General features: G+C 59.3%; 10 protein-coding genes. 1 reads left to right on the top strand and 9 read right to left on the bottom strand.

The window, feature by feature from the left end; genetic code table 11:
- The first annotated feature begins 230 nt into the window (after window positions 1-230).
- Window positions 231-815 (top strand): TetR/AcrR family transcriptional regulator, encoded by a 585-nt coding sequence (locus tag E0L37_RS00505; RefSeq protein ID WP_159660957.1) that lies wholly within the window; start codon window positions 231-233, stop codon window positions 813-815.
- Between the two features lie 10 nt (window positions 816-825).
- On the opposite strand, the gene E0L37_RS00500 is transcribed toward E0L37_RS00505, so the two are convergent.
- The 9 genes from E0L37_RS00500 to E0L37_RS00460 all read right to left on the bottom strand — a co-directional run bounded on the left by E0L37_RS00500 (window position 826) and on the right by E0L37_RS00460 (window position 13,086).
- A complete protein-coding gene (locus E0L37_RS00500) occupies window positions 826-1,944 on the bottom strand; it encodes an acyl-CoA dehydrogenase family protein (RefSeq protein WP_133489874.1) in 1,119 nt (372 codons plus the stop codon).
- Window positions 1,945-1,954: 10 nt separating this feature from the next.
- Window positions 1,955-3,160 (bottom strand): acyl-CoA dehydrogenase family protein, encoded by a 1,206-nt coding sequence (locus E0L37_RS00495; protein ID WP_133489873.1) that lies wholly within the window; start codon window positions 3,158-3,160, stop codon window positions 1,955-1,957.
- A 47-nt stretch (window positions 3,161-3,207) separates the two neighbouring features.
- Window positions 3,208-4,362 (bottom strand): C4-dicarboxylate TRAP transporter substrate-binding protein, encoded by a 1,155-nt coding sequence (locus E0L37_RS00490; protein WP_133489872.1) that lies wholly within the window; start codon window positions 4,360-4,362, stop codon window positions 3,208-3,210.
- A 105-nt stretch (window positions 4,363-4,467) separates the two neighbouring features.
- The gene (locus E0L37_RS00485) at window positions 4,468-5,625 is read right to left on the bottom strand and encodes a C4-dicarboxylate TRAP transporter substrate-binding protein (protein WP_133489871.1); all 1,158 of its coding nucleotides are present in this window, start codon (window positions 5,623-5,625) and stop codon (window positions 4,468-4,470) included.
- A 108-nt stretch (window positions 5,626-5,733) separates the two neighbouring features.
- Window positions 5,734-7,287, bottom strand: coding sequence for a long-chain-fatty-acid--CoA ligase (locus E0L37_RS00480; protein ID WP_133489870.1), 1,554 nt, complete (start codon window positions 7,285-7,287; stop codon window positions 5,734-5,736).
- A 100-nt stretch (window positions 7,288-7,387) separates the two neighbouring features.
- Window positions 7,388-8,959: a fatty acyl-CoA synthetase gene (locus E0L37_RS00475; protein WP_133489869.1), complete on the bottom strand. Its 1,572-nt coding sequence runs from the start codon at window positions 8,957-8,959 to the stop codon at window positions 7,388-7,390.
- A 72-nt stretch (window positions 8,960-9,031) separates the two neighbouring features.
- Complete coding sequence (locus E0L37_RS00470) at window positions 9,032-10,339, bottom strand: TRAP transporter large permease (RefSeq protein ID WP_133489868.1); 1,308 nt, start codon at window positions 10,337-10,339, stop codon at window positions 9,032-9,034.
- A 10-nt stretch (window positions 10,340-10,349) separates the two neighbouring features.
- Window positions 10,350-10,913, bottom strand: a complete 564-nt coding sequence (locus E0L37_RS00465) for a TRAP transporter small permease (RefSeq protein WP_133489867.1) — start codon at window positions 10,911-10,913, stop codon at window positions 10,350-10,352.
- A gap of 520 nt (window positions 10,914-11,433) precedes the next feature.
- The gene (locus E0L37_RS00460) at window positions 11,434-13,086 is read right to left on the bottom strand and encodes a long-chain-fatty-acid--CoA ligase (protein WP_133489866.1); all 1,653 of its coding nucleotides are present in this window, start codon (window positions 13,084-13,086) and stop codon (window positions 11,434-11,436) included.
- Window positions 13,087-13,121 lie beyond the last annotated feature (35 nt).

The following is a 13,121-nucleotide window of genomic DNA, read 5'->3' as shown; positions in this document are numbered from 1 at the left end:
CTCTCCTTTTGTCATTGTGATGGGCCCGCGATTGATCGCCATGAGCGGCCTCGCGGAATTGAGTTGAATTCAATTCAATGCCAGTTCGATGCGGCCGTCAACCCGTATTTGAACTGGATTCCAGGCCTCCGCTCTGATTGATCTTTACCCCTGAATCCCCTTGAATGCCCTGGTCGGGCGCCAGTAACCGCCGCCGGCATCGAGCCCCGCTGAATTGGGAGAAGGAACAGGTGGCAGAGAAAAAGACCTCACCGGACCGGTTGATCGCCGCGGCAACCCGGGCCTTGCAACAGGGGGATGGGGATTTCGAAATGAGCACCATCGCCCGCACCGCCGGGGTCTCGGTGGGACTGGCCTATCATTATTTCGGCTCCAAGGCCGGACTGGTCGCCGCCGTCGTCGAACACTTCTACGAAGCCCTCGACAACGAGGTGATGATGGCCCGCTTGCCGGTTTCCGACTGGCTTGAACGGGAACGGCTACGCATTCAGTACAGCGTGGCGTTTCATTATCGCCATCCGCTGGCTGCCGTTATCCTGCAACGCCTGCGCCGCGAGCCATCGGTGATGGCGATCGAACAGCAGCGACTCGAACGGCAGATCGAAGCCGGTGTCGGCAATATGCTTCAGGGACAGAAACAGGGGAGCGTTTCAGCGGAGCTGGATCCCGCCGCCGCCGCCACCTTTACTCTGGCGGGTTCCCGGGCGTTGATTGCCCGGGCCTTGGCCTTGCCGCCCGAGGCGCGCCCCACGGAGCAGACGCTGAGCGAACAAATCTGGGGCCTGGTTCGCCAGGCGACCCGCGCTGGCGGCTGATGATCACGCCTTACAGCGCCGCCCAGGCCCGCTTGAGGTGATAGTTCTCATCCCCAAACAGTAACCCGAGGGCAGTCAACCGCTTGAAATAGTGACCCACATCCAGCTCGTCGGTCATGCCGATCCCTCCGTGCAGTTGCACCGCCTGCTGCCCCACGTAACGGCCAGACTGACACAGCTGCGCTTTCAGCAGTGCGCTGTCCCGGGCATGCGACGGCGACTGGTCCCAGCGATTCGCGGTGGCTTCCAGAAGATGCTCCAAGTTCTTCATGGCAATGTACATATCGACCATGCGGTGCTGCAGCACCTGGAAAGAGGCGATCGGCACACCGAACTGCCGGCGTGTCCGGGTGTAGTCCAGGGTACGGCGCAACAGCGTCTGCATCGCCCCCACTCCCTCCGCCGCCATCATCATGATGCCCTGCTCCAATACCTGGCGCAGCACGCCAGCGCCATGCCCGTCCCGGGTCAGGCGCCGCGCTTCGTCGACGTCCACGGCCGCCAGCGTCAGCCGAGCGCCACGGTGGCCGTCCATGGTGGGGAAACCGGCCACCTCAAGCTCATCGGCCTGGAGCAAAAACAATTCCACCACCGGCCCGGCATCGTCCTCGAAGGTCTGCGCCGACACCACGAAGTGCGTTGCCAGGTCACCACCGATCACCGCCACCTTCTCGCCCTCCAGGCGCCAGCCACCGTCGATGCGGCGGGCACTGGCAGCCAGATGCTCGGGATTGCCGCGGCTGATGCTTTCCTCCCAGGCCAGCACCGGCATGGCCTGGCCGGCGACCAGTTCGGGCAGCAGACTGTCGGCGGCATCCTGGTTATCCGCCTGGGCAATGGCCTGACCGCCCAGCCCCACCACGCTCAGATAAGGCTCCACCACCAGCGCGGCCCCGAAACGCCGCATCAGTCCAAGCGTATCGGTGATATCCCCGCCGAGACCGCCATGACGCTCGGCGAAGGGCAGACCAAGCCAACCCAGCTCCGCGAACCGTTGCCAATGTTCGCGGTTGTATCCCGGCGCCTTTTCCACCCAGGTGCGGCGTTGGTGAAAGTCGTAATGGGCATTGAGAAATTTGTCGACGCTGTCTTCCAGCATGACGCGGGTGTCGTCGTTAAGAAAAGCCATGGCGCGTCCCTCAGCCCAACAACATCTTGGCAATGATGTTGCGTTGAATTTCGTTACTACCGCCAAAAATGGTGGCGGCCCGGTTGTTGAGATACTTGGGCATCACGGTGAGCGCCTGTTCCGGCCCTTCCGGCGCCACCCCGGCACCGACGGTCAGTGCCGCCAGTTGCAAAGTCAGCGTCGGGCTCCCCTCCATCTCCACCGCCAGCTCGGTGATGCGTTGCAGCGTTTCCATTGCGGTGATCTTGATCATCGAACTCATCGGCCCCGACTCCGGCGACCCTTTTTCCATGGCGGCGAAGCGGCTCTCGGTGGCATCCAGAGCGGCGACCTCCAGATAAAGACGGGTGAAACGCTGCCGAAACACCGGATCGTCACTCAGCACGCCACCGAAGCCGTCACCGAGTTCAGCGGCCCGTTCGCGGATCCGGTTCAGTTCCATGTCAAACTGGGCGGCAAAAGACGCACTGCCACCGCGCTCGTGTTCCAGCAGATACTTGGCCACCGTCCAGCCCTGGTTCTCCTCTCCGAGACAGCAATCCAGTGGCACCTCGACGTTATCGAAGAACACGTCGCACTGTTCGGGGAAGCCGTCCAAACCAATGATCGGCCGGATTTCCAAGCCCGGGCGATCGAGACGATCAATCAGAAAGAAGCTGATGCCTTGTTGCGGCTTTCCTTCGTTGCTGGTGCGCACCAACAGAAACATGCGATTGGCATGGTGGGCATAGGTGGTCCAGGTCTTGCTGCCGTTGATGACGTAGTGATCGCCGTGGCGCTCCGCACGACAGGCCAACGAGGCCAGATCCGAGCCCGCATTGGGTTCGGAGTAGCCCTGGGCCCAGAAGTCCTCCCCCGAGGCGATACCCGGCAAAAAACGGCTCTTCTGTTCGTCGGTGCCGAACTTCATGATCGCCGGGCCGACCATACCCAGCCCCTGAGGCAGCAGTCTCGGCACACCGGCGACCCGGCACTCCTCCTCGAAAATTCGTTTCTGTTCGCGGCTCCATCCGGGACCGCCGTACTGCTCCGGCCAGGACGCCGCCGACCAACCACGCGCGTGCAGCTTGCGATGCCAGCGCATGCACTGGTCGAACGGCGGAAAGAAACTGGTCATCTTGCGTCCGGCTTCCCGAATCGATTCATCCGCCTCCTGTTCCATGAAGGCACGGACCTCCTGGCGAAAGACCTGAAGATCCACTGAATTGGTTTCCATGGTTTGCTCCGGCAAGGGGCGCCACCCGCGAGCGCGCCCCGGCTTGATCAAAGACCGTAGGTGCTGACGTCCACCTTGGAGAAGGTCTCCCGCCAGTACAAATCGGCCAGCGCCTCCGCGTTATCCACGCCTTCCACCAGCTTGACCCACTTGGTCAGCAGCGGCCGGAATTCATCGACCATTTTCCCGGCGTCGTCGATACCGTGACGTTCCACGTAGTTCTTGACGATGGTATCGACGTCCTTACGCACGAAGGCACGGGTGGCCGCCACCAGCGCCTCGTTCGGCTGGTGTACGGTTATGCCGTTGCCGCTCGCGTCCCGCACCTCCTTCGCCGCGCCGAGCTGGTAGTCCCAGCTGCCCTTGGCGGAAATAACCGTGGACGCTTTCAGAACCTGTGCTCGCTGTTCTTCACTGAGCGATTTCCAAACGGCTTTGTTGACGTTGTTCACCCCCACCGCCGCGTACATGCCGCCGGGCACGCCCACGGTCACATCTTTCACCACCTCGCGCAGATTGAAGATGTCCATTTCCACGGTGGAGCTCATGGTGCAGTCGATCACGCCCTGACTGAGCCCCTCATAGGCGTCGCTGATGGACAACGTCACGGGGGTGGCATTCATGGCCTCCGCCCAACGGGCCCACAGGGCACCCGCGCTGCGCAGGCGCGCGCCCTTCAGCTGCTCCTCGGTGGCGATCGGCTTGGTGCACAGCAGAGCATAGGGCGGCGTCGACATGCTGCCATTGAAGACCTGGTTCTGCTCCGCCATTTCCTTCTGGCAACCCTCACAATGATGGAAGACATACTCGGACATGGCGCCCACGTAGGCCGGCCCCACGTGGCTGTCGGGAACGCCCTGCAGCTCGTCCAGCATGGTCAGCTCGGTAATCAGATTGGTATAGGGAAACTCAGAAGGGAAATAGGAAATCAGAAGGAACCCCGAGTCCGCCATGCCATCACGGACCCCGGCGGACGTTTCCTTGAAACTGAGCAATGACATGGGAAACACTCGCGCCTTGAGATCACCGCCGGACAGTTCTTCAAGCCGCTTGGCGTAGGCTTCACCGGCGTTGGCACCGATCGACTTGGGAGGATACCCCATGGCGTAGGTCAAGGTTCGGGCTTCGGCGACGCCGAAGGTGATAGCTCCCGCGCACAGGGTCAGCGCGGCCATGGCCGCACGTCGTGGCTGTATCATCATTATTATTCTCCTAGCATTTTCAAATCCGAAGCAGGCCAGCTCCGGTCATGGTGGCCTGGCCAACAGACCAGACCGATGCGGCTTGGAACCTGATTAAACAGGTTCTTACAAGCCGTATTCACTCACGTCCACTTTGGAATAAGTCTCCCGCCAGTAGATTTCCGCCAGCTCTTCCGGGCTGCTGACGTCTTTTACCAGCTTGACCCATTTCGACAGGATCGTCTGGAACGCCTTGATGCTTTGCTCGGCGTTATTCACCCCTGAACGGGACTGATAATTGCGGGCAATGGTCTTCATGTCCTCGACAATGAAACGCTGCGATGCCTGTTGCAGGCCCTCGGCAGGCTCATGCACTTTGATCCCTTGCTCCGGCGCGGCCTCGAGTTCCTTGGTGGCGCCCACCTGATAGTCCCAACTGATAATGGAGCCGAAGGTGGCGGAAGCACGCAGCACCTGTTCACGCTCCCTTTCAGTCAGTTCCCGCCAGACTTCGCGGTTGAAGTTGTTGACACCAGTGCCACCAAAAACACCACCCGGCACACCTGCGGTGACGTCACTGACCACTTCGGAAAGGCGGAAGATATCCAGATCCACGCTGGAGCTTATCGAACAATCCAGAACACCCTGATTGAGCGCTTCATAGGCATCGCTGACGGATATGGTCACTGGCGTTCCACCCACCGCCTGTGCCCAGCGTGCCCATTGTGGGCCGGCACTGCGTAACCGCTTGCCTTTGATATCGGCCAGACTGGTCACCTTCTCGTTGCACAGCATCATGTAGGGCGCGCTGGCGGAAGCACCGGTGAACACCTGATTCTGCGCGGCGAATTCCGTGACACACTCAGGGCAATGATGGAACAGATACTCTGACATGGCGCCGACATAGGCGAGCCCCGCATGACTCGGCGCCACGTCATCCAGTTCCAGCAACATGGTGAGTTCCGAGATCAGATTGGTGTTGGGAAACTCAGAGGGAAAGTAGGAAAACAAGACAAACCCCGAGTCCGCCATACCGTCACGGATCCCCGGCGCGGCCTCACTGAAACTCAACAAGGACATTGGAAATACTTTAACGCTGAGGTCACCGTTGGAAAGCGCTTTGAGTGCCTCGGCATAAGCCAACGCCGAATTGGAGCCGATGGAGTTCGGCGGATAGCCGGTGGCGTAGCTGATGGTACGAGCGAATGTCGGCGTCGCAGCGGTCGCGCCGATCACAAAAAGCGTGGCGATAAAGAAACGTTGTGCATAAGCGCGTATTGGCATGATGTCACTCTCCCTAATCGCGGCCAGCCAGAAGCCAATCCGCCGCCGATGTTCTTGTTGGTTTGGCCAGCCGCTACAAAATCACTCATCTCTGACGGGCTCACCGGATCAACCGATACGGCGCCCACGGTCACCCCAGTGGGCCTCCTTGAGCTTGTATTTGAGAATCTTGCCGGCACCGGAAAGTGGCATCTGATCAACAAATTCAAAGCTTCGGGGGCACTTATAATTGGCGATCAGTGTTTTGCAGTGAGCCACGATATCCGCCTCGGAAATCTCCGCCCCTCCGGCTGGAACGATGACCGCGTGCACCCGCTCGCCCCACTTTTCATCCGGCACGCCGATCACCGCGCATTGCGCGATGGCTGGCATGCGCAGCAAGGCGTCTTCCACCTCCACCGAGTAAACGTTTTCGCCGCCGGTCACCACCATGTCCTTGATCCGGTCCACCAGGAAAACGTATCCGGCGTCATCCATGTAGCCGGCATCGCCGGTATGCATCCATCCTCGGCGTAATGCCTCCTCGGTCTGCTCCGGCTTATTCCAGTAGCCCCGCATCACCATCGGGCCACGGGCGACGATCTCGCCCACCTGGCCGCGTGGGACCTCGTTATCTTCACCGTCGACCACGCGCACCTCCGCCATATGCGCCGGCAACCCGGCCGCCATTAACTTATCGGCGTAAGCGGCGTCGCTATGGCAATAATCCGGGAGAATGCAGACCACCGGTGAGAGTTCGGTCATACCGTAGAGCTGTAGGAAGGACGCCTCCGGCCAGGCGGTCATGGCCTTCTTCAACAGCGTGCTGTCGATGGGTGACGCGCCATACATCATGCAGCGCAGCGAAGAGAGATCGAATTCCGGAAAGCGCGGGTGCGCTAGCACCGCGCGCATCATGGTCGGCACCAGGAAGGTTTCCACCACTCGTTCCCGCTGAATGGCGCTCATGACCGCCACCTCTTCGAACCGGGGCACGATCACGTGGGTGCCCAGCCGCAGCGTCAACTGCAGGATCAGCCCCACTCCGGCCACATGGAAGAAGGGGGCCGAATGTAATCCCACCACACCGTCCCCACGGCATGCGGGCATCACCGCTCCGATCGAGCAGGTGTAAAGATTGGCGTGGCTGAGCATCACGCCCTTCGGTGCTCCGGTGGTGCCGCCGGTGTACAGAATGCAGGCCAACTGATCGCCGCTGCGTCCGGCGTCGTCCACGGGATCGGTCCCGGCCATCAGCCCGGCAAGACTCAACATGCCCTCGGGACAGGTTTTTTCTCCGACGTACACCACCGTCTCAAGCGATTTTGACCGAGCCCGCACTTCGTCGATCAACGGCACGAACTCGTCGTCGACAAACAGAATCCGGGTGTCGCAGTCGTCCAGTGAGTAGGCGATCTCAACCGGACTCCATCGAATATTGACGGTATTGAAGACACCGCCTGCCCAGAGCACGCCAAACACAAACGTCACATAATGATCCGAATTCAGGGCCAGAATGCCGGCACGATCGCCGTCCTCCAGACCCAGGTCTTTCAATACCGACGCCAGCGTCGCTACCTGGCGTACCAGATCCCGATAGGTTGAGCGGCGATCGGCGAATACCAGGGCTTCCCGCTCGGGACACTCGCGCAAAGCCTTGTGTAGCGGCTGTGTCAAATACATGGAAATCTCCACCCAGAAAGGGAACAGCAGGCGCGCATTATTGAGGTAGCGGAGCAAAGATTGCTTCGTCCGAACCGACTATTCCAACGCACTGCCTTTCTCAGCGTGCGTACTGCTCACGGAGCGTGCGTTTGAGCAGTTTTCCCGCGGTATTCTTCGGCAGAGCCTCAACAAAATGCACCGCCTTGGGCACTTTGAACGGAGCCAGATGCTGCCGCGCGTGATCGATCAGAGCGGCGGCATCGGCGGCTTTGCCTTCTTTTACCACAACGACGGCGACAATCGATTCAATCCACTTCTCGTGGGGCACCCCGATCACCGCCACCTCCGCCACCGATTCATGGCCATACAGGGCTTCCTCGACGTCGCGGCTGGCCACCAGCACGCCGCCGGTATTCACCACATCCTTGATGCGATCGACGATGTACAGGTAGCCCTGCTCGTCCTGGTAGGCGAGATCGCCGGAATGAAACCAACCGCCCTTGAAGGCTTCCTCGGTTTCCTCGGGCTTGTCCCAGTACGCCACCATCAGATGCGGCGAGCGATGCACGATCTCTCCTTGTTCGCCCGGCGCGCAATCCTCCAGAGTGCCAGGTTTGACCACCCGGGTTTCCACAGAGGTCAGAGGGCGGCCGCAAGAGCTCGGTCGGTCGGCATGCTCATGGGGTTCCAGCACCGTCGCCATGGGAGCGATTTCGCTTTGCCCATAGCAGTTGAACAGACGCCCTTGCGGCAGACGTTCCGCCAGTTCATGGACAATCGGCTCCGGCATAATGGAAGCGCCGTAGTACAGGTTTTCCAGCGTACTCAGGTCACGGCGGTCAAAATCCGGGTGACGCAACAGGCCGATCCATACCGTTGGCGGGGAGAAGAATGACGTGATCTTCTGCTCTTCGATCAGAGCCAGAACCTGGTCCGGAACCGGTGCGTCAATAAGGTAATTGAATGCTCCACATAGCAGGCTGGGCATCAGAAAAACGTGCATCTGCGCCGAGTGATACAGAGGAAGCGCCGCCAGACCGCGATCTTTTCCGCTAATGTCCAGATGCAGCAGGCAAGACTGATATTCCGCCATGAGAGACCGATGCGTATGCATGGCTCCTTTGGGATCGGAGGTGGTACCCGAGGTATAAAGAATCTGTACCACATCGTCATCGCTGAGTGCGATATCCGGCGCCGTCGCTTCGCCACGTCCCTGGGCCAACGCCAGAATATCCACACCTTCAGCCAAGGCGCCACGGCGTAGGGAACCGTACAGCTCGACACCGAGATCATTGCGCACCGCTTCCACGTTGGCCGCCAGGCTGTCGTCGCAAAACAGGGCACGGGCGCCGGACTGATTGCAGATGTAGGTCAGTTCACGCTGGACCAGCCCGTAGTTCACCGGCACATGAATCAGGCCGGCCCGGGCGCAAGCCAGCCAAAGCAGAACATAGGCGTCGGAATTCTTGCCATAGGCGGCGACGCGATCCCCTTTTTGTAATCCCCGCGCCAGCAAACCATTGGCCACCCGGTTGGCGGCAAGATCCAGCTCTTGATAAGACCAGATACGGTCCTCGAATTGCAGCGCCGGCGCCGCGGGTTGCCGGCCGGCGGATCGGCGCAGGGCGTCGCCAATGGTGTTGCGAATGGCCACCTGAACAGAGTCAGAAAGGTCGTATTGTTTTGTCATCGGGTTCTTCCCTGTTGTTATCCGTCATCAGTAAGTAGCGGCGCGCCCGGGCATGGCGCGCCGCGCGCAGGCCTACCCCATAATACGAGGCAGAAACAAAATAAAGTCCGGCACGCTCATCAGGAAGATCAGCACAAAAAGATCCATGATCAGGAACCAGAAAATGCCTTTGAAGATCGAGGTGGTGGAGGCCAGATTACCCACCACCCCTTTTATCACGAACACGTTCATGCCAATCGGCGGCGTGATCATGCCGATTTCCAGCAACTTGGTGAGCACCACGCCAAACCAAAGAAGACTCAAGTCGGCGGCACCGATAATCGGCAGAACGATGGGCAGGGTCAGCAGCATGGCGCCAATCGGCTCCAGGAACATGCCCAGCAGCAGATAGATCAGCACGATCATCACCAACACCATGAAAGTACTGGCACCGCCACCAATAACCAGAGAGGACAGATAATCACCGGCGCCGGACAGCGCCAGGAAACGGGTCAGCAGGCTCGCGCCCACGGCGATCACCATCAAGGCGCCGGTGGTAAGCAGCGTTTCCAGAATTGCGTTGCGAAACCGCTCCCAGGTCAGGGCCTTGCGCATCCAGGCAACGATACAGGCGAGGAACGCACCGACGGCACCGGCTTCGGTGGGCGTGAAAATGCCGCCGAACAGACCGCCGAAAATACCGACCATGATCAGGATCACCGGCCAGGTTTCCTTCAGCGCCGCGACCTTTTCCTTTTTGGAAACCTCTTCCCTGACATCCGGAGCCAAGGAGGGGTTCAGCTTCACCCTTATCATCACCACCAGAATGTAGCCCACGGTGGTCAGAATACCGGCACTGATGCCGCCCAGAAACAACCCGGTGATTGGCACCTGCGCGATGATACCGTAGAGAATCATGATGATGGACGGCGGGATCAGCGCACCGATGGTACCTGCCACCGCCACCGTGCCGGTGGCCAGCTCCGGGTGATATTTATGGCGGATCATTTCCGGCACCGCGATACGTCCCATGGCCGCGGAGCACGCCACGGAAGAGCCTGACACCGCGGCGAAGCCGGCGGAACCGAAAATCGATGCCACCGCCAAACCACCGGGGATCGACGCCAGCCATAGTCGTGCCGCCCGGAACAGTCCCTGGGTCAACTGGGCGTGGAAACAGATGAATCCCAATAGCAAGAACATCGGAACGGAGCTGAGCACCCAGTTGGCGGCGAACTGGTAGGGGATCAGCCCCAGGGAACCCCAGGCCACACCCCATCCCATCAGATACCACAGACCACCGAAGGACACGCCAATCAGCGCCATGCCTATCGGCACTCGCAACCCGATCAAGACCAATAGCAGGGCCAGACCGGTCAAACCAATTTGTACGTCACTCATCGCCGGTCTCCTAATTCGCGTCAGAATGATGGCTCGACGCTAGCGGCATCTCGTCTGGCTGCACGCGCTCGTCATCCAATCCGGATTTCAAGCCGAACAAATAGACAATGAATTTGTAAAAAAGAACCAGGGTCATCAGACCAATGCCCACCGGCAGGACAAAGTAGGTTTGCCAGACGGCGATACTGGCGTCGCCCTGCACCACCGAAGCGTTGATGGCGTGCTTGGAAAGCGCCTCACTCCAGGTCCGCACCGTGAGGAAGGCGAACACCACGCCGGAAAAGGCCAGCGCCCATCCTTCCAGGTGTTTCTGAACGATTTTCGGCAACCGTTCAGTAACCACTTCCACGGTAATATGGGCGTTCTTCTGTTCGGCATAAGCCAACGGCACGAAAGCCGCGACGATCATGTAGTAGTGAGAGACGATGGTGATGGTTCCCGGTATCGGTGTACCGAAAACATAGCGACCGATAACGTCAAAGGTGACATGCAACATCATCAATGCGATGGCGAGGCCACCGATAACGGTCATGAGATTGGTAATTTTGGATAACCAACGACCCAATGCATACATAGGACAACTCCTCACTGGATCGGCAGATCGTTTTTTGCTGTTGTTGTTATCCAGGCCATACCGCGACTCCTGTATTTTCCGGCGCCGTTCTGACAAGACACCACATAATTATTATTACGCTTTTGTACCATGCCGGCCCTCTGGGTAAGATGGCGGCAATTGACAGAAGCTTGACAAAGTTGCTGCCCACGAAAAGGCACCTCCTCTTCTGCGCCATGCCTGTTCCATGAGCCACTCGGGCCGGATTGAAATGACCCGGGTTCAAACGCCAATTGGATAAAGTTTATTGATTTAATTTCTCTTTTTTGCACGCAAAGAGAAAAACACCAAAGGCTTATCGATTGGTGCTTCGAGTGTAAGAGGCGGTTTGTCAGGGGATCATCGTCGGTTCCGACGAAGTCACAAAGTTGCGGACATCCAGAGAGAGGGGATAAAAAGGAACCCCGCGCCCGGTCTCCTGAGAGACACCGATGGGACGGTTGGCCTGCATACGGACGCGGAATTCAAGGTAAACGTTAAATCAGGATCTCACCGCTTCACGCCGGGGACGATAACCGGTGAATTGCTCACGTAGCTTGGTCTTCAGAAGCTTCCCGGTGGCGGTATGCGGCAGTTCGTCGACGAACACGATATCGTCCGGCAGCCACCACTTCACCACTCGTTCCGCCAGATGCGCCATGATCTCGTCTTCATCAACCCGCGCACCCGCGCGCTTCACCACTACCATCAGCGGACGTTCCTGCCATTTCTCATGGGGAATGGCGATCACCGCGGCTTCCGCCACGCCGGGATGGGAAAAGGCGGCGTTTTCCAAATCCATGGAGGAAATCCACTCTCCTCCGGACTTGATAACGTCCTTGGCCCGGTCCACCAATTGCAAATAGCCGTCCGGATCCATGGTGGCGATATCACCGGTAGGGAAATAGCCCTCACCATCAAGCGCCCCACCCCCTTCGGCCCGGAAGTAGCCACTGGCGATCCAGGGGCCGCGAATATAGAGATGGCCGGAATGCACGCCATCCCAGGGCTGCGGCTCGCCCTCATCGTTGACGATCTTGATGTGCACGCCCCAGATGCCGCGCCCCTGCTTCACCTTGAGCTCATCCAGGCCATCGCGATCCAGATCATCGTGTTTGGGCAAGGGCCGGTTGACCACGCCCAGCGGACTGGTTTCAGTCATGCCCCAGCCCTGAATCACCTGAGCTCCGAGCTGCGTCTCCAGCCGCCGCACCATGGCCCGGGGCGGCGCGCTGCCACCAATGCCGATGGTGTCGAGACACAGTTCCTTCTCCAGATCCAGTTCCGGATGGGCATCAAGGTACTGGAAGAACATCAACCACACTGTCGGCACCGCCTGGGAAAACGTCACGCGCTCGTCACGCATCAACGGATAGAGATGCTCACCGTCCAGATGTTCGCCGGGCAGAACCATTTTCGCGCCGACCATGGCCGCCACGTAGGGCATGCCCCAGGCGTTGGCGTGAAACATCGGCACCACCAACAGCAAGGTCGATCGGGCGCTGACATTGAAGGCATCCGGCGCCATCGCCATCAGCGAGTGCAATACGGTGGAACGATGGGAGTACAGCACGCCTTTCGGATTGCCGGTAGTGCCGGAGGTATAGCACAGACTGGAAGCGGTACGCTCGTCGAACTCCGGCCATTCAAATTCAGCGCTGGCGGCTTCCACCAGGTCTTCGTAACAGAGCAGGCCGGGAATATCGGCGTCGGGCATGTTGTCGCGATCAGTAAGCGCCACGAAATGCTCGATACTTTTGAGTTTCGGTACCAGTTTCTCCACCAGCGGCGCGAAGCTGATATCAAAAAACAGCACCTTGTCCCCGGCGTGGTTGAGAATGTACTCCACTTGTTCGGGGAACAGACGGGGGTTCACCGTATGCAGCACCGCACCGGACCCGGAAACCCCGAAATAAAGCTCCATGTGACGCCAGGTGTTCCATGCCAGGGTACCAATCCGATCACCGAATTCGGCGCCCAGCTCGTTCAGAACGTTGGCGACCTGTTTGGCGCGATGGGCGATCCGCCGGTAATTGGTACGATGAATAGGCCCCTCGATGCTGCGCGAGACAATTTCCTGATCAGGATGGAAAGTGGCCGCGTGCTCGATGAGCGAGGAAATCAATAGCGGCTTGTCTTGCATCAGACCCTGCATGGATACCTCCTTTTGTTATTCGTTATACCGTTCGT

The sequence above is a fragment of the Alcanivorax sp. 24 genome (assembly GCF_004360225.1).
Lineage (GTDB): Bacteria > Pseudomonadota > Gammaproteobacteria > Pseudomonadales > Alcanivoracaceae > Alloalcanivorax > Alloalcanivorax xiamenensis.
This window is presented reverse-complemented; position numbering and strand designations above follow the sequence as displayed.

Coding starts and splice junctions, on each gene's coding strand:
- E0L37_RS00495 (WP_133489873.1), bottom strand. CDS start 3,160: ATGGAAACCAATTCAGTGGATCTTCAGGTCTTTCGCCAGGAGGTCCGT.
- E0L37_RS00500 (WP_133489874.1), bottom strand. CDS start 1,944: ATGGCTTTTCTTAACGACGACACCCGCGTCATGCTGGAAGACAGCGTC.
- E0L37_RS00470 (WP_133489868.1), bottom strand. CDS start 10,339: ATGAGTGACGTACAAATTGGTTTGACCGGTCTGGCCCTGCTATTGGTC.
- E0L37_RS00485 (WP_133489871.1), bottom strand. CDS start 5,625: ATGCCAATACGCGCTTATGCACAACGTTTCTTTATCGCCACGCTTTTT.
- E0L37_RS00465 (WP_133489867.1), bottom strand. CDS start 10,913: ATGTATGCATTGGGTCGTTGGTTATCCAAAATTACCAATCTCATGACC.
- E0L37_RS00475 (WP_133489869.1), bottom strand. CDS start 8,959: ATGACAAAACAATACGACCTTTCTGACTCTGTTCAGGTGGCCATTCGC.
- E0L37_RS00460 (WP_133489866.1), bottom strand. CDS start 13,086: ATGCAGGGTCTGATGCAAGACAAGCCGCTATTGATTTCCTCGCTCATC.
- E0L37_RS00480 (WP_133489870.1), bottom strand. CDS start 7,287: ATGTATTTGACACAGCCGCTACACAAGGCTTTGCGCGAGTGTCCCGAG.
- E0L37_RS00490 (WP_133489872.1), bottom strand. CDS start 4,362: ATGATGATACAGCCACGACGTGCGGCCATGGCCGCGCTGACCCTGTGC.